Annotated in this window: 16 protein-coding genes; 8 read left to right on the forward strand and 8 right to left on the reverse strand. The window is 46.2% G+C overall.

Translation table 11 applies throughout. From position 1 onward, the window contains the following. Window positions 1-9 precede the first annotated feature (9 nt). The 7 genes from VGD82_RS12650 to VGD82_RS12680 all read right to left on the reverse strand — a co-directional run bounded on the left by VGD82_RS12650 (window position 10) and on the right by VGD82_RS12680 (window position 7,327). Window positions 10-1,260: an OmpP1/FadL family transporter gene (locus VGD82_RS12650; RefSeq protein WP_331020699.1), complete on the reverse strand. Its 1,251-nt coding sequence runs from the start codon at window positions 1,258-1,260 to the stop codon at window positions 10-12. 217 nt (window positions 1,261-1,477) lie between these two features. Further along, window positions 1,478-2,254, reverse strand: a complete 777-nt coding sequence (locus VGD82_RS12655) for an alpha/beta fold hydrolase (protein ID WP_331020700.1) — start codon at window positions 2,252-2,254, stop codon at window positions 1,478-1,480. A gap of 108 nt (window positions 2,255-2,362) precedes the next feature. Continuing rightward, the gene (locus VGD82_RS12660; RefSeq protein ID WP_331020701.1) at window positions 2,363-2,989 is read right to left on the reverse strand and encodes an FKBP-type peptidyl-prolyl cis-trans isomerase; all 627 of its coding nucleotides are present in this window, start codon (window positions 2,987-2,989) and stop codon (window positions 2,363-2,365) included. 236 nt (window positions 2,990-3,225) lie between these two features. Then, entirely contained in the window at window positions 3,226-4,263 is a 1,038-nt protein-coding gene (darG, locus tag VGD82_RS12665; protein WP_331020702.1) for a type II toxin-antitoxin system antitoxin DNA ADP-ribosyl glycohydrolase DarG, read from the reverse strand. Then, entirely contained in the window at window positions 4,260-4,985 is a 726-nt protein-coding gene (locus VGD82_RS12670) for a DarT ssDNA thymidine ADP-ribosyltransferase family protein (RefSeq protein WP_331020703.1), read from the reverse strand. The genes darG and VGD82_RS12670 overlap by 4 nt, the downstream gene beginning before the upstream one ends. Window positions 4,986-5,233: 248 nt before the next feature. Continuing rightward, complete coding sequence (gene groL / locus VGD82_RS12675; protein ID WP_331020704.1) at window positions 5,234-6,874, reverse strand: chaperonin GroEL; 1,641 nt, start codon at window positions 6,872-6,874, stop codon at window positions 5,234-5,236. A gap of 165 nt (window positions 6,875-7,039) precedes the next feature. After that, window positions 7,040-7,327 (reverse strand): co-chaperone GroES, encoded by a 288-nt coding sequence (locus tag VGD82_RS12680; protein WP_015831377.1) that lies wholly within the window; start codon window positions 7,325-7,327, stop codon window positions 7,040-7,042. 357 nt (window positions 7,328-7,684) lie between these two features. Here VGD82_RS12680 and VGD82_RS12685 point away from each other — a divergent pair, with 357 nt between their 5' ends. The 6 genes from VGD82_RS12685 (at window position 7,685) to VGD82_RS12710 (ending at window position 15,453) form a co-directional block, all read left to right on the forward strand. After that, on the forward strand, window positions 7,685-10,009 hold the full coding sequence (locus tag VGD82_RS12685) for an FdhF/YdeP family oxidoreductase (protein ID WP_331020705.1): 2,325 nt from the start codon (window positions 7,685-7,687) through the stop codon (window positions 10,007-10,009). Beyond that, window positions 9,999-10,367 carry a hypothetical protein gene (locus VGD82_RS12690; RefSeq protein WP_331020706.1) on the forward strand — a complete coding sequence of 123 codons (369 nt, stop codon included), beginning with the start codon at window positions 9,999-10,001 and terminating at the stop codon, window positions 10,365-10,367. The genes VGD82_RS12685 and VGD82_RS12690 overlap by 11 nt, the downstream gene beginning before the upstream one ends. 120 nt (window positions 10,368-10,487) lie before the next feature. Then, window positions 10,488-11,939, forward strand: a complete 1,452-nt coding sequence (locus VGD82_RS12695; protein ID WP_331020707.1) for a PLP-dependent aminotransferase family protein — start codon at window positions 10,488-10,490, stop codon at window positions 11,937-11,939. Window positions 11,940-12,051: 112 nt separating this feature from the next. Beyond that, on the forward strand, window positions 12,052-13,122 hold the full coding sequence (locus tag VGD82_RS12700) for an aldo/keto reductase (protein ID WP_331020708.1): 1,071 nt from the start codon (window positions 12,052-12,054) through the stop codon (window positions 13,120-13,122). Window positions 13,123-13,296: 174 nt separating this feature from the next. Continuing rightward, window positions 13,297-13,638 carry a zinc ribbon domain-containing protein YjdM gene (locus VGD82_RS12705; protein ID WP_331020709.1) on the forward strand — a complete coding sequence of 114 codons (342 nt, stop codon included), beginning with the start codon at window positions 13,297-13,299 and terminating at the stop codon, window positions 13,636-13,638. A gap of 186 nt (window positions 13,639-13,824) precedes the next feature. Then, complete coding sequence (locus tag VGD82_RS12710) at window positions 13,825-15,453, forward strand: diguanylate cyclase (RefSeq protein ID WP_331020710.1); 1,629 nt, start codon at window positions 13,825-13,827, stop codon at window positions 15,451-15,453. A gap of 195 nt (window positions 15,454-15,648) precedes the next feature. On the opposite strand, the gene VGD82_RS12715 is transcribed toward VGD82_RS12710, so the two are convergent. Continuing rightward, on the reverse strand, window positions 15,649-17,574 hold the full coding sequence (locus VGD82_RS12715; protein WP_331020711.1) for a U32 family peptidase: 1,926 nt from the start codon (window positions 17,572-17,574) through the stop codon (window positions 15,649-15,651). Window positions 17,575-17,689: 115 nt separating this feature from the next. On the opposite strand from VGD82_RS12715, the gene bioA reads away from it, so the two are divergent. Together bioA and dacB are read left to right on the forward strand one after the other, a co-directional pair. Beyond that, window positions 17,690-19,015 (forward strand): adenosylmethionine--8-amino-7-oxononanoate transaminase, encoded by a 1,326-nt coding sequence (gene bioA / locus VGD82_RS12720; protein WP_331020712.1) that lies wholly within the window; start codon window positions 17,690-17,692, stop codon window positions 19,013-19,015. Continuing rightward, the gene (gene dacB / locus VGD82_RS12725) at window positions 19,012-20,415 is read left to right on the forward strand and encodes a D-alanyl-D-alanine carboxypeptidase/D-alanyl-D-alanine endopeptidase (RefSeq protein ID WP_331020713.1); all 1,404 of its coding nucleotides are present in this window, start codon (window positions 19,012-19,014) and stop codon (window positions 20,413-20,415) included. Before bioA ends, dacB begins: the two co-directional genes overlap by 4 nt. The last annotated feature ends 53 nt before the right edge of the window (window positions 20,416-20,468 follow it).

Consider the following 20,468-nt stretch of genomic DNA (forward strand, 5'->3'; position numbering starts at 1 on the left):
TGTTTATATTTACCACTGCTTGCTCAGCATTAAATGCAGAAAGAACCCTTCGTTACGTACTTCAGTATTGTTGCCAAATATTGGGCTGTCGTAAGTCACTTTTTTAGGTAATAAAAACTCAATTCCACTCGTGAGTTTCCAAGTTTCATCCAGCTTGCGGGCAAAGCCCAGTGTCACGTGCTCTTCTAAAATCGCGGCGAGCAAAGCACTTGAGTTATTTCTTGGCACCGGATTTTTGCCGTAGTTGTAGCCTGCATATAAAGTGGTTTTGTCATCGTAAGTGTAAGCTGCACCTAGCGCATATACTATTTGGTTGCGCCAATCTTGTTGGCTAACATTCACCACTGAGGCGGGTGCAAACGCGCTTGAGGTGTCGCTCCATGTAGTGGTTACATCGTTAATGGCATCTGCCCAGTTAAGCCAATTGATTTTGGCTGAGAGTAATAAATCTTGGTTAGGCTTAAACGCGGCGCCAATTGCTACTTCACGCGGTAACGCAAATCCTTTAATGCTCAGGTTGTCATATTTAACAGCGCCAGCCGCGCCATAGTTAAATTTGGCCGTGCCGCCGGTAAGCGGTAAGTCAGTTTTTTCGGTGTAGCTTGCACCTAGTGCCCACTGTTCGTTTAACTTATATTGAGCGCCAAGTTTAAAGCCAAAGCGTAGCGTGTCTGCGCCTGTGTTTTTAAAGCCGGCGAAACTAGAGGTAGGCGGGGTGTGGTAAAAAAACTTTTGCTCAATACTCGCGTAAATCATGCTAATAGAGCCGCCGATTGCAAGATTGTCTGTCACTTGGCAGCCAATGCCTGGCGTTACTTTTGCAATACCAAACACTGAACTCATTTCGTCATCAGTACCAAACGGTGTATTGATGTGTTTAAACACTGCGCCTGCGCCACCTTGTGAGAAAAAACCAATGCCCACGGTACAGGGTGAGTTTTCTAATTGCTGCGCATAACCGCCACCGGCAAGCATGACGTAGCGATTGTCAGCATGCTGGTCATTGCGTGCGTCTTGGTGTGATAAATCAGTGGTGCGTAGCATTGAGCCATAAGCATCAAGCAATTTACCTTTGATTTGCGCCAAACCTGCTGGGTTGGTGTTTAATGCGCTGGTGTCGCGGGCTACAGCAGTATCTGCACCGCCCATCAGGGTTGATTCTGCGCCGTAGCCAATTAAATTGATGCCGTTTGTCGCATGGCTTTGCGTTGTAATTGATAGCCCACAAACTATCAATGCAATCATGTTGTTGCGTTTCATCTTATTGTTATTTCTTTAGTTTTATCACGCAACGCGTGTTTGATTTTTGGTTGATTTTATATTGCTGCACTGATGTTCTTATAATGGTGCTTAATTATGCAATCAGCATAGTCTATATTTAATCTGTTACGACAATATTTTTGCATTCTGTAGGCGCTGGTAGCTACTTTAGCTTTATATTTTCATGCACATTCGCCAACGGCGGCTTAAAGTGATGTTATTTGCCACTCGCAAGAAAATTAGCTACTACTTCTATAAATGCTTGTGGCTGCTCTGCGTGCACCCAATGATTTGTTGCTAAGCTGGCAAATTGTGCGTTGGTGAAATGGTTTTTGATATGCTCAATATCGGCATCCTGTACATAATCACTGCGTTCACCGCGGATAAATAGGCTAGGCTTTTCATAACGCGTATGTTCACACACGGCTTGTGTCAGGTGAGGGTAGTTAGCTCTGAGCGCGGCTAGGTTAATGCGCCACGTTAAGTTGTTTTCGGGCTTGATCAAATTCAACAGTAAGAACTGACGCACCATCGCGTGGGGGATTTTGCTGGTCAATGCTTTATCCACATCACCGCGGCTTTGCATGGTGCTGAGGTCAACAGCCATCATGGCATCAATAATATGCGTATAAGCATCGGGATAAGTGCGTATAGCCATGTCCACCACGATCAATTTTTCTAGCTTATCAGGGTATTGTGTAGCAAATTGCATCGCAACTTTTCCGCCTAGTGAATGCCCAACTAAATGGATGCGGTCTAAGCTGAGCGCGTCACACAATTCCAGCAGGTCATCTGCCATCTCGGGATAGGTTTGTGAGTCACTATGGGGTGATCTGCCGTGGTTGCGTAAATCTACACTAATCACTTGGTGGTGCTGCGAAAAATGCTTGGCAACCGTTCCCCAGTTATCGCCAGAGCCAAATAAACCGTGCAGTAAAATGAGTGGGCTTTTACCTGAGATTTGATCGCCTAAGGTTTGGTAATGTAATTGCATAGGGGGATTATAAAAGATTGAAGCAGGTGGAGTGTTAGTGCCAGACAATACGAGATAGGGTGTAACAGGGTAGATAAACTAAGTTATCTACCCTCGTCATATTAGCGATTATTCAATCGCTAATAACTCAACTTCAAAAACCAATGTAGCATCTGGGCCAATCACTGGGCCGCTACCGTTAGCGCCATAAGCCAAGTTTGATGGAATAGTTAACTCAAATTTACTGCCCACGTTCATTAACTGTAAACCTTCAACCCAACCAGCAATCACGCCAGTTACCGGGAAAACGATAGGCTCACCACGGTCGTAAGAGCTATCAAACACCGTACCATCAATCAATGTGCCTCTGTAATGCACTCTTACTTTATTGCTTCTGCTTGGTTTTGCGCCATCGCCAGCCACCAATGATTTATATTGCAAGCCGCTATCTGTAGTGATCACGCCTTCTTTTTTAGCGTTTTCAGCCAAATAAGCCGCGCCTTCAGCTTGGTTTTTTGCAGACTGTTCAGCCTGTGCTGCCATTTGTTTTTCTTGGCTCTCCTTTTGCACTTGCTCAACTGTGCTGCGTTTTTCTGCATCAGTTAAACGTGATGGGGTGTCCGCCATTACATCTTTAACTGCCAGTGCGACTACGTCTGCGTCTAAGGCTAAGCCATCATTTTTAAGCTGATGCGCCATATTTTCACCCACGATATAACTTAAGCGTTGGGTTAAGGTTTCTAATGCAATTGTCATTGTGTTCTTTCGTTGATTTGAGGGGATGCTATTAATGCGAGTGAGGCAAACGGCATAAACCGTAATTATGACGGAGAATGATAGATAAAACAAAACCCGCCGAAGCGGGTGAGCAATTATTAAAAGTTTGCTTGTTTTGAATGGTTATCATACGATCCAAGCATCGTTCGATGTCAATGCAAGCGCGCAACACCTTGATTAATTCACCCATGATGGCCAATTTAATAAGTAAAGTGTTACAGCAGATTGTCTTCCTTAAGCCTATGAAAAGCTAATCGTATTTCTTCCTCTGGAAACACATTTCGTTTATTCTTTTCTAGAGCAACCATCTCTGAGGCAATGTATTTAATATCGTTGTTACCTACCTCTGATGTAGTGGCTAGCTTATGTACAGTAGATAGCAACTCTAGACCGTACGGAGTTTCAAATCCATCAACTAGCTTCGTTAAATTATCTATAACTGCTTCGCTTTTCTCATCATTTTTCAAATAGTCTTCTGCAACTGCAAATCCAGCCGGCGTAACATGTGCTTCTCTATCTGTTTGAAAGCCGGCTATTAATTTGTAATCAACCTCAAGAGCAACTATCGCTTTTTTTAAAGCTTCTGAATATGGTCCATAAAGATTTTTAGTGAAATCCAGATTTAATGGCACACCCATAACCTGCAAAAAATAAGCAATCTTCTGAAGAGAAAGGCGATCCAATACCCCCCCAAAAGAAGTTTCAAGCTCGGCAATCGATTTTAGAAAAATCGCCCTACCTTGAGTCATTTTTAAATTCGTATCAACATACTCTGGATCGTCACTTTCATTTAAAGGTGCGTAAATAGAAACACTAACATCATCCAATACAGACAGTTTTTCCAATATGATTGGGCGCACCACATCCCAATCAAGCCCACCATTACCGCACCCCAATGGTGGAAGAGCTATTGATTTAATTTTGTATCTTTTTATATCACCGACTAAGGCATCTAGCCCTTCGGAAATATATTCCAGTTTAGATTTGGCTCGCCAGTGATCTTTTGTTGGAAAGTTCACAATAAATTTAGGCTCGCTTTTACCAAACAAATTTGTAAGCTCGAATATCAGCATGGAGCCAGGACGCAAAACTTTGGCATTGCACGCCTTCTTGTAAGCTTTGTAGTTCTCTGGCCAACGACGCTTGAACTCAAGCGCTACTCCCTTACCCATGACTCCGACGCAATTAACCGTGTTTACCAAGGCTTCGGCTTTATCTAAAAACAAATCCCCTGATTTGAATGTAATACTCATATCACAAAACATCCAGGTTTAGAATAAACAGGTAATTGATAACCAGCAGATTGAATCATATTACTCACAAGAGCTTGTTTTTGTGCATTTGGAGCCACCACGCAAATGAACGTGTTCATAGGAACCGCAGTGCGAACCAAAAACTCTGCCATTCTAATTGACCCACGTCGCTGATATCGTTCAGGCGTTGCTCTGCTATAAAAAAACTTACATGCCCCTCTATATCCAATTTCAGGGATTTCACCTGCAAAATAAAACTCATCCTCGTCAAACATAGTCCAGTCTATGTGGCTTTCAAGCATATTAATATCACTAACAACAATTGGCTTAGGTACTGTCGTAGTAAGTGCATAGTTACTAAAACAACATTCTAGACCAGCAATGTATAAATCCGTAACTCTAGCGACCAAAAAAACTCTATCATCTAATCGAGATTTTGTTGATGCTGCTCCATCATTGGGCGGTATCACATCTACAGACCCACGATGAATGGCACAGGTAAATGACGTTAACGGGGAGAAATAGAAAGCAACGCAGTCATTAACCACCCCACCAAAAGGTAGCTGAAAATTATTTGTGCCACGCCGTTGAACTAGATTCTGATAACTAGTTTGATGACAGATCTGTGGATTAGGATGGTTTTTTGAACGAACCTCTCCATCTGCTAGAAATGTTGGTAGATCTCTATAGTCTATCTGTCTAAATACAAATCGCTCTGGCATTACCTGAACCTACACCTTTAATGGCTATATGTTGTTACTATACTGAAATAATTGACTAATTAATAATGAAAATAAAATACATGTTCCAGAAAACAAAACCCGCCGAAGCGGGTTTGTTTTTTTGCAATGCTTGTTAGGGCATTTTGCTTTGAGCAGAAAATTGAGACTAGGCGCGCAAGCCGCAGACAATACAATGAGTATGGCAAGGCTTGCGCAACGCAGTATCAATGAACTGCTTAAATGCAAAATTACATCATGCCGCCCATGCCGCCCATACCACCCATATCCCCACCCATCGCTGGAGCGTCATCTTTAGGTAGTTCAGCAACCATGCAGTCAGTTGTTAGCATTAAGCCAGCTACTGAAGCAGCGTTTTGCAATGCTGAACGGGTTACTTTAGTTGGGTCTAGCACGCCCATTTCAACCATGTCGCCGTAGGTTTCGTTAGCAGCGTTGTAACCGTAGTTACCTTTACCTGCTGCAACGTTGTTCACCACTACTGATGGCTCAACACCAGCGTTTTGTGTGATTTGGCGTAATGGCTCTTCAACAGCGCGCAATACGATTTTGATACCAGCTTCTTGGTCAAGGTTGTCACCTTTAACTTTAGAGATAGCGTCACGTGCACGAATCAACGCTACGCCACCACCAGCTACGATACCTTCTTCAACTGCTGCGCGTGTTGCGTGTAGTGCATCTTCAACGCGTGCTTTTTTCTCTTTCATTTCGATTTCAGTTGTAGCGCCAACCTTGATCACTGCAACGCCGCCAGCTAATTTAGCTACGCGTTCTTGTAGTTTTTCACGGTCGTAGTCGCTTGTTGCTTCTTCGATTTGTGTTTTGATTTGTGTGATGCGTGCTTTGATGTTTGCTTCAACGCCTGCGCCGTCAATGATGATGGTGTTTTCTTTACCTACTTCAATGCGTTTAGCTTGACCTAAGTCTTCAAGCGTTACGTTTTCAAGTTTTAGGCCAACTTCTTCAGCAATCACTGTACCGCCAGTTAAGATAGCGATATCTTCTAGCATTGCTTTACGACGGTCACCGAAACCAGGTGCTTTAACAGCAACAGTTTTCAAGATGCCACGGATGTTGTTCACAACCAATGTTGCCAATGCTTCGCCATCAACATCTTCTGCGATGATTAACAATGGACGGCCAGCTTTAGCTACTTGCTCTAAAGTTGGTAACAAGTCACGGATGTTTGAGATTTTTTTGTCATGCAATAACACGAATGGATTGTCCATCAAAGCGATTTGACGCTCTTGGTTGTTGATGAAGTATGGTGATAGGTAGCCACGGTCAAATTGCATACCTTCAACTACGTCTAACTCGTTTGAAAGGCCTGAACCGTCTTCAACAGTGATTACGCCTTCTTTGCCTACTTTGTCCATTGCGTCAGCAATGATTTGGCCAACTGATGTGTCTGAGTTAGCTGAGATAGAGCCAACTTGAGCGATTTCTTTGCTGGTTGTACATGGTTTTGATTGTGCTTTTAAATCAGCAACTGCTGCTTCAACTGCTTTGTCGATACCGCGTTTTAGGTCCATTGGGTTCATACCCGCAGCAACAGATTTCATACCTTCACGGATGATAGCTTGCGCTAATACTGTTGCTGTTGTTGTACCGTCACCAGCGATGTCGTTGGTTTTAGAAGCAACTTCTTTCACCATTTGTGCGCCCATGTTTTCGAATTTGTCTTTTAATTCGATTTCTTTAGCTACTGAAACACCATCTTTAGTGATAGTAGGTGCGCCGAAAGAACGCTCTAACACTACGTTACGGCCTTTAGGGCCTAAAGTTACGCGCACTGCGTTTGCAAGTACGTTTACACCTGCAACCATTTTTTGGCGAACGTCATCGCCGAATCTTACGTCTTTTGCTGCCATGTTATATAGCTCCTTAAATAATCTATTTATTAATTCTGAGTCTGAGGTGATGAAACAGATTTAGCGATAGGCGTGAAAGATTTTTTTTGTGCATACAGTACGATTAGTACGGCAAGCAAAAAAATCTTGAGCAACAACGCTATAAACTGTTACAAGCACTCAGATTTATTCGACGATAGCCATGATGTCTTCTTCGCGCATAACTAGTAGCTCTTCACCGTCAACTTTAACAGTTTGGCCTGCGTATTTGCCGAAAAGCACTTTGTCGCCTACTTTAACGTCAAGGGCAATTACTTTGCCGCTTTCGTCGCGCTTGCCTGAACCAACAGCTTGAATAACGCCTTGATCTGGTTTTTCTGTTGCGCTATCTGGGATTACAATGCCAGACGCGGTTGTGCGCTCTTCTTCTGAACGTTTAACAATCACGCGGTCGTGTAATGGACGAATTTTCATTCAATTTCTCCTGATGAGTTATGCAAATAAATTGGTTAAATACAAAATTGTATAGGTAATGCCGCATTTTAGCACTCCCGTATCTCGATTGCTAATTTGGGGACCAATTAAGTGATTTCAAGAGCTATCATTAAAATATTCGCAATTGTCGCTGCCATCTAAATTTGGCTTGCACACGTATAGTTGTGCTCTCCTGTGAGTACAGGCTTTCTCAACTGTACTCTAAAAACTCTCCGCTTCTGTGTCTGGTTTGCATCTGTGATCTACCTTACGATGGCCGTAATCGTTATTCCGTATTCATGCGCGGCAAGCTTTTACCAAAAGCAGCCCGTATTTTAAAATTTTAAGTAAAGATTTATGTCACAGCCAAAAGCCGTTATTAAGCCATACCATCATCCTGCCGCCGGTTGGGGGGCATTAAAACAAGTTGCAGCGCAGCTTGCGTTACAGAAAATTCCAGTGAAGGGTGTTATGACCCTGCTTGCCCAGAACCAGCCAGATGGTTTTGATTGCCCAGGCTGCGCCTGGCCTGATAAAGAGCACACTTCTACTTTTGAGTTCTGTGAAAACGGCGTGAAAGCGGTTGCCGCTGAAGCCACTGCCAAGCGTGTGCCGCCTGAGTTTTTTGCTAAACACACTGTTACTGAGTTAATGGAGTGGAGCGATTTTGATCTGGAAAATGAAGGTCGCTTAACTCATCCTATGCGCTATAACCCAGCAACGGACAAGTATGAGGTGGTTTCATGGGATGGTGCATTTGAGCTGATGGCGGCGCATTTAAATGTGTTAGCTGACCCGAATGAGGCGATTTTCTACACGTCTGGTCGCGCCAGCAATGAAGCGGCTTTTCTTTATCAGCTGTTTGTACGTGAATTCGGCACCAATAACTTCCCAGATTGTTCCAATCTCTGCCACGAATCTACCAGCATGGCCTTGCCGCCTACCGTGGGCATAGGTAAAGGCTCGGTGACTCTGCATGACTTTGAGCATGCGGACACTTTGCTGATTTTTGGCCAAAACCCTGCGACCAATCACCCACGCATGTTGGGTGAGTTACGTGAGGCCGCCAAACGTGGCGCACGCATCGTTGCGATTAACCCATTGAAAGAGCGTGGTCTGGAGCGTTTTGCCGACCCGCAAAGTCCATTCGATATGTTGTCTTTTAAGGGCAGCAAGATTAGCGGTTTGTTTATCCAGCCTAAGCTGGGCGGAGACTTGGCTTTGATCAAGGGTATGATCAAGTTCGTGATTAAGTGGGATGACGAAGCGATCAAACATGGCACAGAGCGTGTTGTGGACTTTGCGTTTATTCAGCAGCACACCAATAACTTTGAAGCGATTGCCGAAGACGCGCGCCAGGAAAGCTGGGATCTGATTCTGGAAGAGTCCGGTGTGCCATTAGCGCAGATTGAAGAGCTTGCCCGTATTTATGCAACGGGTGATCGCGTGATCTCAACTTGGGGTATGGGGATTACTCAGCACAAGCACGGCGTGGCTACCATCAAAACTTTGGTCAATCTGATGCTGCTACGTGGCAATATCGGCAAAGAAGGTGCAGGCTTATGCCCAGTGCGTGGGCATAGCAATGTGCAAGGTAACCGTACTGTAGGCATTTATGAAAAGATGCCATTGGCGTTTCTTGAAAGCCTTGATCGTGTATTTGATCTCAATGTACCCAAAGTGCCAGGTTACGATGCGGTGGCCGCTATTCAGGCCATGATTGATGGTAAAGCTAAATTCTTCTTTGGTTTGGGCGGCAACTTCTCAATTTCTACACCAGATACAGACCGTACCTGGCAGGGCATGCGTAATTGTGATCTGACTGCTCATGTCACAACCAAGCTTAACCGTAGTCATCTGGTGCATGGGAAAGAAGCCCTGATTCTGCCATGCCTTGGTCGTACAGAAATCGACACGCAGGAAACTGGCGCGCAAGGCGTAACGGTGGAGGACTCCATGAGTATGGTGCACGTCTCCTACGGTATGAATAAGCCAGCGTCACCGCAGTTACTTTCTGAGCCCGCCATCGTGGCGCGCTTTGCACATGCCACACTCAAGCACAGTAAAACACCGTGGCTGGAATACATTAAGGATTACAGTAAAATCCGTGACGCGATAGAGCAGACCATGCCGGAGGCATTTAAAGACTACAACCAACGCATCAGGCAGCCTGGCGGTTTCCGTATGCCGGTGCCTTCTAGCGAGCGTATTTGGAACACACCATCAGGAAAAGCCGAGTTCAGTGTGCAAGATATCCCGTCTCGTTCGCCTATCCACCAGGCGCGCGAGCAATATGGCGACCAACTGTTCGTGCTGATGACTACGCGCTCACACGATCAGTACAACACTACGATCTATGGCATGGATGACCGTTATCGCGGTGTGTTTGGTCAACGCCGCGTTATCTTCATGAACCCGGCAGATATCACACGCATGGGGTTAGTGGCAGGTGACTGGATTAACCTGGTTAGCGTCTGGCAGGATGGCATTACGCGCCGCTCGGACAAGTTCTTAGTCGTATCCTACGACATTCCTCAGGGTTGCTTGAGTGGTTACTATCCGGAAACCAATAATCTGGTGCCGCTGGAGAGTGTGGCCGATCACTCACGCACACCAACCTCGAAGTCCATCCCGGTGATTATCGAGAAAACTACGGCACCTGAGGTGGCTAATGCTGCTTGAGTGTGATCATCATGAAGTGCAGGTGAGCGCGGGCTTTGTTTATGGTTCGCTTGACGCTGTAACGCTGGATTCTGTTCAGCTAGAGCCAGTTCAATTAAATCCGGTTCAATTAGACCATAGCGCCGTGCTGATGCTAGGCATACTGGAGCTGCTGCATGCAGAGCATGAAGCAGGCCGTGCGCATGTGTCGCTCGCTGTTATTTGCAAGCGTCTGGATATCCGCATGAGTACGCTGCAACGGTTGATGACTGCATTAAGCGAGCAAGTGCTGGTGGAAGTTTCCACGCAAAAGGAGCGGCTGGTTGCTGCACTGACGGCTAGCGGTGAGGAGCTTTCTTTCGCATTGCAGGCGGCTTAAGACTACCCAACCACGAACCTAGAACGAGCTATCAAGCGAACCTAAGGTGGTGACGTAAGCTGTGCAGGGGTAGGCTGTAGTATACTTGTCGATAACAAGAACCCTCCCACTTGGCCACCCATGAAGCTTTATGTCTCGTTTGCCGCTCGCATACGCGCAATGATCGATGAAGGCGTTTTAAAGCCGGCGGACAAGATTTTTTCGGTGCGGCAGGCCAGCCAGAAATATGGGCTCAGCATCAGCACCGTATTACGTGCTTATCTGCTGTTGGAGCAGGAGGGGGTTATCAGTAGTCACCCTCAGTCAGGCTACTATGTCACACCGCGTAAGCGCCTGCAGCAGCGCCATGCATCTCCGCTTGCCAAGGACCTTAATCTTTCCGAAGTCGATGCGAGTAAGCTGGTACTCACTACGCTTAAATCCATCCGCGAATTTGGCACTGTGCCGCTAGGTTCACCATTCCCAGATCCACAGCTGTTCCCACTCAAGAAAATCCATCAGTATGAAAAAGCCCTGACCGATGACGAGGGAGAGTGGGGCGTGTTGAGCGACTTACCACCCGGCAACGAAATGCTGCGTCAGCAGATTGCACGTCGCTATCTAGCTAGTGACATAGATGTATCACCGGACGATATTGTCATCACGCATGGCGCCACCGAGGCTATCACCCTCTGCCTGCAGGCCGTGGCCAAGGCGGGAGATACCATTGCGCTGGAGTCTCCCGGCTATTATGCGCTGGCACATACCGTGGAGCGGCTGGGGATGAAAGTCGCTGAGATTCGTACCGATCCTGAATCTGGTATTGATCTGGATGCGTTGCGTGCGGCGACAGCGGATACGCGTATTGCGGCGGTGATTCTGACTACCAATTTTCAGAATCCGCTAGGCTTTGTCATGCCTGAGGCAAAAAAGCAGGCGTTGGTGGAATTTCTTGCTGAGCAGGATATTCCGCTGATTGAGGATGATGTCTATAGTGAGCTGTACTTTAGCAATGAGCCGCCTTTGCCCGCCAAGGCCTATGACCGCTCGGGCATGGTGCTGCACTGCTCGTCGTTCTCTAAGTCGCTGGCACCTGGCTACCGCGTGGGCTGGACCAGTGCAGGACGCTATCGCCAAGAGGTAGAGCGACTGATGTTTCTTAACAGTCTATCGCTGACCTCAGCGCCGCAGATTGCGATTGCCAAATTTATGCAGCGAGACAGCTTTGAACAGCACCTTAAGCAGCTGCGGCATACCTTACGCTCGAATTATGTGTTGATCCGCAATGTGATAGAGCAAAGTTTCCCGGTCGGCACAGAGCTTTCTGTCCCTAAGGGTGGCTACGTGTTATGGGTAAAGCTCCCTCCGGCGCTAGATGCACTACAGCTTTATCGTGCAGCGATCGACAACGGCATCACCGTAGCGCCTGGTACCATTTTTTCACGCAAAAAAGAACTTACCCACTATATACGCCTTAATTTTAGCCATCTTTGGACACTTGCAATCGAACAGGCTGTGCGTGATGTGGGCGCCCTTGCCTGCGAGATGCTAGCATCAGCAAGGCCTAGTCCGGATGACAGTACTAGTGACTAGCAAAGACATTGCATGTAGTAAAAGGCATTTGGTATGCCTAAGCTTACCGCATGTTTAAACTTAAAATATTGTCTAAATTTACGACGACAGTAATCAACATCAGGATCAAAGTATGCAATACACCAAGCTTGCCCACACCGATTTAAACGTTTCTAAAGTCTGCTTAGGTACCATGACCTATGGCGACCAGAATACTGAGGCCGAAGCACATGAGCAGTTAGATTATGCGATGGCGCGCGGCATTAATTTTATAGATACGGCTGAAATGTACCCGGTACCGCCCAAGGCTGATACTTATACACGTACGGAATCTATGGTGGGGACTTGGTTAAAAAAACAGCCGCGTGACCAAATCATACTGGCTGGTAAAGTTTCTGGTCCACGTCGTGGCTTGGATTGGATCCGTGGCGGCCCACCATCGTTAGATCGTGCCAATATTCGGGCCGCGATTGAGGGATCGTTACAGCGTATGCAGACTGATTATATCGATTTATACCAACTGCATTGGCCAGAGCGTAACGTGCCGATGTTTGGACAATATCAGTTTGACCCTGCGGGTGAGTTTGAGTCTGGCGTTTACCAGCAAGGTGAAGAAAAAGTGTGGGTGTCGATACAAAACCAGCTGGAAACGCTGGCTGAGTTGGTGCAAGAAGGCAAAGTGCGCTATGTCGGCTTATCCAATGAGCAGCCGTGGGGCGTGATGGAATTTGTGCGTATCGCTAAGGCATATAACCTGCCACACATTGCCAGCGTACAAAACTGCTATAACCTGATTAACCGTGGCATGGAGTTTGGCATGGCTGAAGTGCTATATCGCGAGCAAGTGGGTTTGCTTGCGTATTCACCGCTGGCGTTCGGGCACCTCACTGCAAAATACATTGATAACCCAGAGGCAAAAGGTCGCGTCACCATGTTTTTAGGCTATGCCCAGCGCTATAAAAAGCCTGGTGTATTTCCTGCGAGTGCTGCATATGCCAAGCTGGCGAGAGCGCATGGGCTTACCCCTACGCAATTAGCGTTGAGCTTTGTATATCACCGCTGGTTTGTGAGCAGTACGATTATTGGCGCAACTACCATGCAGCAATTAAAAGAAAATATTGATGCGTGGGATACCAAGCTATCCCCAGAAGTGCTGCAAGAAATTGAGCATTTGCATTTAACCATGATGAATCCTGCGCCGTAGTAGTGTTAGCAGCAGTCTTTGCACAAGTGGTGCTGGTGATTCGCAGCTTGTGCGCCAAATAAATCATGTCTGAGATAACCACATTTAAAATAATGTCTTTCTAATAAGGTGCAGCCTGCATTACAATCACGGTATTGTTTAGCTAGTATTATTTAATTGTTTAGAAAGTTCTGCATGTCTCAGCTCCCATCATGTCCGCAATGCCAATCTGAATATACGTATGAAGATGGCGATAGATACGTTTGCCCAGAGTGCGCGCATGAGTGGTTAATCGCCGGTGGTGCAGAGAGTGCGGATGAAGTGCGCATTATTAGAGATGCAAACGGTAATGTGCTACAAGATGGTGACACGATTACAGTGATTAAAGACCTGAAGGTAAAAGGTTCTTCATTGGTAGTAAAAGTCGGCACCAAGGTCAAAAATATCCGCCTCGTGGATGGCGACCATGACATTGATTGCAAAATCGATGGTATTGGTGCAATGAAGCTAAAGTCTGAGTTTGTAAAAAAAGCGTAATAAAAGCTTGGTATAAAGCTTGCTGTTTTTAGCCGTACTGTGGTCTCCTAATTTAAGCTTGCTTAGATCTGGGCCTGACGTGGCAAGTATGCGTAGTTTAACTTTCACCCCAACTAGCACTTCAACAAAAAGGCATTAATCTGTATATTGTGAGACATACATTAATCACACCTAGTTTGACAGTTAATGATGTCATGGTTTAGCCCACAACAATTACGTACGTGTTTTGCTTGCCTAGCTTCTTATGCGGGCTTGTTGCTCAGTCTTTTTCTTTTTGTGATTGAGCCAGCTAATGCAAGCCCTGAACTGACTCCTAGTTTGATTGAAGGGCATTGGTATGCTGTGCACCAGCCTGCGATGCCGATTAAATCGCTGCCATTAACTGGCGGTGATTTTGTATTTAACGGCACTTTGCATATCGCTACCACCGGCGACTACGTGATTGATTTCAAAAACACCAGTACGTTTGCGATGTTTAGACATAAGGTACTGGATAGCCGCAATGTAGTGGTTGCTGAGTTAGAGGGTGGGATTAGCAGCACGGAAAGTAACCCCTTTACTTTAAGGCATGCACGGCTTTTGTATTTGGAAGCAGGGAACTACACCTTGGTGACCTCGCTTAAAACTCCCTACCTGATTGCTCAGCCTCAGCCATATTTAGACTCAAAAGCACACTACCAGCAGGCCATTAAGTTTGGTAACTTTATCTCGCTACTTTGTTTGGGCGTGCTCGCTGGGTTAATGGCGTATTACGTTGTGCTGGGTCTAATTAGAGGACAAATGGTGCATGGCATGTATGCGCTGTTTATCTTGGGCAACCTCTTTTTACAGGGAACATCGCTGCTGGTGTTCTCAGACACGTTTGGTATCCATTACTTTTACCTGAGTGCGCTGCCCATTCTGTTTTCAAATATCGCATATGTTTTCTTTGTTAAAGGCTTGCTGAACATTCGCCAGCAATACAACCCTAAGCTATATCGCTGGATTCAATATGCAGTAGCGATATTGGTGCTATTTGCAGTGTGGGGTATTTACTCTCCTCACTGGATGATGGAGATGGCACGTTATGGCGTTGGTGTTTTTCTGTGCCTTGGCTTGGCATGTGGCATCTACCTGAGCAGTAAAAAGAACATGACCGCGCGTTATTACTTGATTGCGATTCTGACCTTTTTTGTTTTAGGTGGCTTAACGATTACTGCCCAGAACTTCACCGGCTATACGCTATATGTGGAGCATTTGGGTTTGGTGGCGGTAACGGTAGAGGCGCTGTTGCTGTCGTTTGTACTTAGCTACCAATTTAGCGAGTTATTTAAAGAAAAAGAACAGGTGCTAACAGCGCTTGGCATCAGTGAGGCCAGAGTTAAAACAGATAAATTAACTGGTTTACCTAATCGTATGGCACTGGAAGCCACTATTCAGGAGCTACCTAAGAGCGGCAGTATTACCATACTGGATTTAGATCGCCTCAAATACTATAACGATAATTTTGGGCACGCCTACGGCGATAAATTGCTGTGTGATTTTAGCCGTTTTCTACAGGCCAAATTAGAAGGTGTGGCGACGCTGCATCGTTTAGGTGGTGATGAGTTTGCAATTACTGCACATAATGCAGACGAGGCGTTGATTCAAACTCTACTGGATGAAACCGTGGCACATCTGCGTGCCAATGGTTTTGAATTGGTGGGTGTGAGTGCAGGTACGGCATTTATCTATGAAGAGATGGATAACTGCGGCGTGGTGATGCACATAGCTGACTTGCGTATGTATGAGAACAAGCGCGCCCATAAGCGCGCGCAGAATGAGCAGTTTTATTAGCGGAGCTTTAGGCAATACAGAGTAAATAGCTACGCGGCTGAATTACTTTGTTGTGCGGTACTCGCAACCTCACTGTATGGCACATGCAGTCTCAGATTCTCCGTCCTGTGCGCCTTTGTGTGTGAATAATGCACGTTGCGCATATATTACAGGGACATGCACATGCACTTAGCGGGTGCACTGCATCCCTCTTGCTCACTTAGTCTGTATGCCCCTAGGGAAAAAACTCACTGGTTGCGGCTCTGGTATTTGCAAAATATTTTTGCGGATTTTACCCATCACATGCATCTCGCATGGCTTGCAATCAAATTTCAGCGTGTAGCGGTCATTGCCGTTAATCAGTGTCATCGGTTCTGCGGTGACTGTGCCTTGTACACCAATCACGCCTTTAGCCTCTTTAGGGCATAGGCCGTGGCTAAAGCGCAGGCAGTGCTTGGTAATCATCAGCGGTACTTCATCCAGCTCTTTGTTAGCTTCATACGCCGCTGCAATCATTTTCACGCCATGTTTCTCGTAAAACTGACGTGCTTTTTTGTTGTACACATTGGCGAGGTAGCTCAATGTATCTTCAGGGAAAATCGCTGGCGGTTGCGCTGCCTCACGGCGTGGCGGGCGCTGGTAACCTAAGTCACGGGTTTGCTGCAATTGCTCGATAGCGTCACGGCGTAAGTTGTTAATAATTGAGGCCGGGATAAACCAGGTTTGCGTAGTGCTGATTTCAATGCCTTGCGTGCTGAAGTCGCTACCACCCAGTTTACTTAGGTTCTCACGTAGGCTAGTTTCTGCTTTTTCCAGGTTTTGCGCGCTTTGCTTTTCTGCCTCACAGGTGGCGGTGGCGCTAAAGCCATTTTCATCGGTAACGGTTAAGGCAAAGCCATTGGCAGTTTCGTAAAAGTTCATAGTCACTGCAATTTTGCGCTGTGCGGAATCTTTTTCCAGCAGGCGCATAAAGGCGTGGTCGCGATTACGATAAATGGTCATATTGCGCGTTATGCCAGTTGGCATTTCGTTAGGATAGAGTCTTTTGCCCTCTACCGTGTTAACACGCAGGCCCACCAGCTCTTTATGTACGTCAAAGAAGCATACGCCGTCGCCGTTATGTAGCTCGATATTGGTTTCTACTTCAAAGTAATCTTTGCCCACTTTGGTGACTTTACCCAGCGCCTCACCAGAAAACTTAGGCGTATCAAACGCGCCGATGTCGGCTTGACGCCCGTTTACAAAGTAATCGGTAGCACTGCGGTTAAAGGTTTTTTCCGGCTGTGGTGTGAATGTGTAGGTGGCGTGGCCTGACGATGATTTTGCCAGCTCGGGCCTGTAGGTCAGGATTTCATCAATCAACTCACGGTAATGCGCGGTGGCATTTTTTACATAAGGTAAGTCTTTGTAACGCCCTTCAATTTTGAATGAACTAACACCGGCTTCAATTAAAGCACGTAAGTTAGCGCTTTGGTCGTTATCTTTCATGGATAAAAAGTGCTTATCCTTACCGATAATACGGCCTTTTTGGTCCTCTAGCGTAAAGGGCAGGCGGCACTCTTGTGAGCACTCGCCGCGGTTGGCGCTGCGGCCAGTGTGCGCATGGCTGATAAAGCATTGGCCGCTAAACGCTACGCATAACGCACCATGAATAAAAAATTCCAAGTTGCATGAAGTTGCGTCAGCAATCTGCTTGATCCTTTTTAAATCCAGTTCGCGCGCTAATACAATTTGTGAAAAGCCAACCTGGTCTAAAAATACCGCTTTCTCTACGGTGCGGATATCAGTCTGTGTGCTGGCATGCAACTGTATCGGCGGTAAATCCATTTCCAACAACCCCATGTCCTGCACGATAAGCGCGTCTACTTCAGCATCGTAAAGTTGGTGCACCAACTCACGTGCGCTTTCTAACTCGTTATCATGGAAAATAGTGTTGAGTGCCACATACACCTCTGCGTGGTAGCGGTGTGCGTGTTTCACCAAGCGTGTAATGTCTGCAATGGTGTTAGGTGCTTTTGCGCGCGCACCAAAGGCTGGGCCGCCGATATATACCGCGTCTGCGCCATGATTAATGGCCTCAATGCCGAAGTCAGCATTTTTTGCAGGAGCGAGTAGTTCTAAATGGCGGCGAGTTTTTTGCATGGGACTTAATTTGCTTAGGTGATCAAGGTTGAATTTTAGACTAAACAACAGCTTATGACGACATTTGATTTTTGTTCAGATGAAAAACCTCACACAATTATCGTACAATTCAGCCATGAGTAATCAAGATCTATTAAATCGCAGTATGCAGTCTGTATGGCACCCGTGCACACAGATGAAGCAACATGAGTCTTTTCCATTAACGCCGATACAACGCGGGGAAGGGGTCTGGCTATATGATACGGACGGCAAAAAATATTTAGATACGGTCAGCTCCTGGTGGGTAAACCTGTTTGGGCATAATAACCCACGCATCAAAGATGCCATTAAGCAGCAGTTAGATACTTTAGAGCATGTGATGCTGGCAGGCTTTACCCATGAGCCGGTAGTGGCGCTGTCTGAGCAGTTAGCAGCGCTTACCGGGCTTGGTCATGCGTTTTATGCCAGCGACGGTGCCAGCGCCACTGAGATTGCGCTCAAAATGAGCTTTCATTATTGGCGTAATGTTGGCCTACCCAATAAAACCAAGTTTATTAGCTTGCAGAATAGTTACCACGGCGAGACCTTAGGCGCTCTGGGCGTGACTGATGTGGCCATTTTTAAAGATACCTATGCACCGCTATTAATGCAGTCTGCACAAATGCCTAGCCCTGATTTTAGGCTGGCAGAAGCGGGTGAGAGCGCTGCAGATTATGCCTTACGTTGTGCTGCACAATTAGAGCAGTATGTGGCGCAGCATCATGCAGAGCTGGCCGCTTTTATTATTGAGCCCTTGGTGCAATGTGCTGCTGGTATGGCGATGTATCACCCCGTTTATCTGACAAAAGCGCGTGAGATATGTAGCAAGTACCAAGTGCATCTAATTGCTGATGAAATCGCGGTTGGGTTTGGGCGCACCGGCACCATGTTTGCAACTGAGCAGGGCGCCAGTGGAGAAGGTAAGGTCAGTGATATTGCAGATTTTGTCTGTTTGTCTAAAGGGATTACCGGTGGTTACTTGCCATTGTCTGCGGTGCTTACCACCGATGATATCTATCAGGCATTTTATGACCCAAGCACCGTACGTGGTTTTTTACATAGTCATAGTTATACCGGTAATCCATTAGCATGCAGTGCTGCATTGGCTACACTGGCTATCTTTAAAGCAGACCAAGTGGTGAAAAATAATTTGGCTCTTTCTGAGGTAGTAGTGCGTGAAATGCAAGTACTTACTGACTTGCCTATTCAGCATCTACGACATCAAGGCATGATATTTGCGTTTGATGTGGTTACCGATAATCAGCAGTTTTCTAAGCATTGCTACCAGCTGGCAATGCAGCATGGCTTGCTGTTGCGTCCGATAGGCAACACGGTGTATTACATGCCGCCATATACAATCGATGCAGATGAAATTGCTTTTATGGTGCAAAACACGCATCAGGTGATTAAGCAGATACTATGAAAAAACTCGCATTATTGGTTAGCCTGATGTTGCTCTGCGCGCCAGTGCAGGCTGAGTTGCCTAAAACTGTTGCAACGGAGCTGGTGCAAGCAGATGTGCCGCTAAGTGGTGTGTCTATCTACGTCCAGGCGGTGGATAAACAGGCGCCAAGCCTAAGCCATAACGCAGACAAAGGTATGAACCCTGCGTCTGTGATGAAAATGGTGACAACCAACGCCGCATTGGACTTGCTCACACCAGCTTACCGCTGGAAAACCGAGCTCTACCACGACGGCCAAATCAAAGACGGTGTATTGAATGGCAACTTAATCATTAAAGGCTATGGCGACCCTAGTTTTAAAGTGCAGGATTTTTGGCGCTTATTGATGAGCTTAAAGCAGGCTGGGGTTAAAAAAATCAACGGTGATTTACTGATTGATAAAAGCTACTTTGCCAATGATATTGATAATGGCATTAGTTTTGATGATGAAAAATGGCGTGCTTACAATGCAAAACCCAGCGCATTTTCTGTGAATGGCCGCAGTACCAGCTTCCGCTTTTTTGCTGGTGATAATGGAATCAGCGTGAATCAGGAGTTTGAATTGCCAGAGGTAACGATAGTCAATAACATGAAGCTGGTTGATGGGGATTGTGGCAACTGGCGCGGCAGAATGAGCTACGACATTCAGACCAATGAGCCAAAAGCTGTGGTGAGCTTTAAGGGCACTTATGCAGCTGACTGCGGCGAACGTTACTTAGAGCTAAGTTTGTTTGATGACGCGCAATATGCCTATTTTACGTTTAAAAAATTATGGCGAGAGTTGGGCGGTACGTTTGATGGTAAGTTGCAGTTACAGTCAGTGCCTAGTACTGCCATAAAATTGCTTGAACAAGTATCTGAGCCTTTAGGCAGTAACGTGCGCGATATTAATAAATGGAGCAACAACCTGATGGCGCGGCAGCTATTGCTTACATTAGGGGCAGAAAAATCGGGTGCGCCAGCGACCATGCAAAAAGGCGCTGCCGCTATCAACAATTGGCTGGCTATGAACGGATTTAATTTTAAAGAGTTAGTGATTGAGAATGGCTCTGGTTTGTCGCGCGTGGAGCGCATCAGTGCCGAACACTTGGGTAAAATGTTAGTACGCACTTACTTAAGCCCGGTGATGCCAGAATACATGGCATCTATGCCGATATTGTCGTTAGATGGTACGGTGAAGCATCGCTTGCAAGATAGTGCCGTGAACGGTAGAGCGCATCTTAAAACTGGCTCTATCAACGGGGTGAGTAGTATTGCCGGCTATGTTTTGAGCGCTAGCGGGCATCGTTACGTGATGGTGATGCTGGTTAATCATCCTAATGCGGGCGCCAGTAGAGATGCGCAGGATGCGTTAGTGGAGTGGGTGTACCGCCTGCCTTGAGTTAACGGTAATGCTGATTTTAAAGTATGATTACAGATTAAATCCCTTTATTT

Origin of the sequence: Methylotenera sp. (genome assembly GCF_036401095.1) — a bacterium.
Taxonomy (GTDB): domain Bacteria; phylum Pseudomonadota; class Gammaproteobacteria; order Burkholderiales; family Methylophilaceae; genus Methylotenera.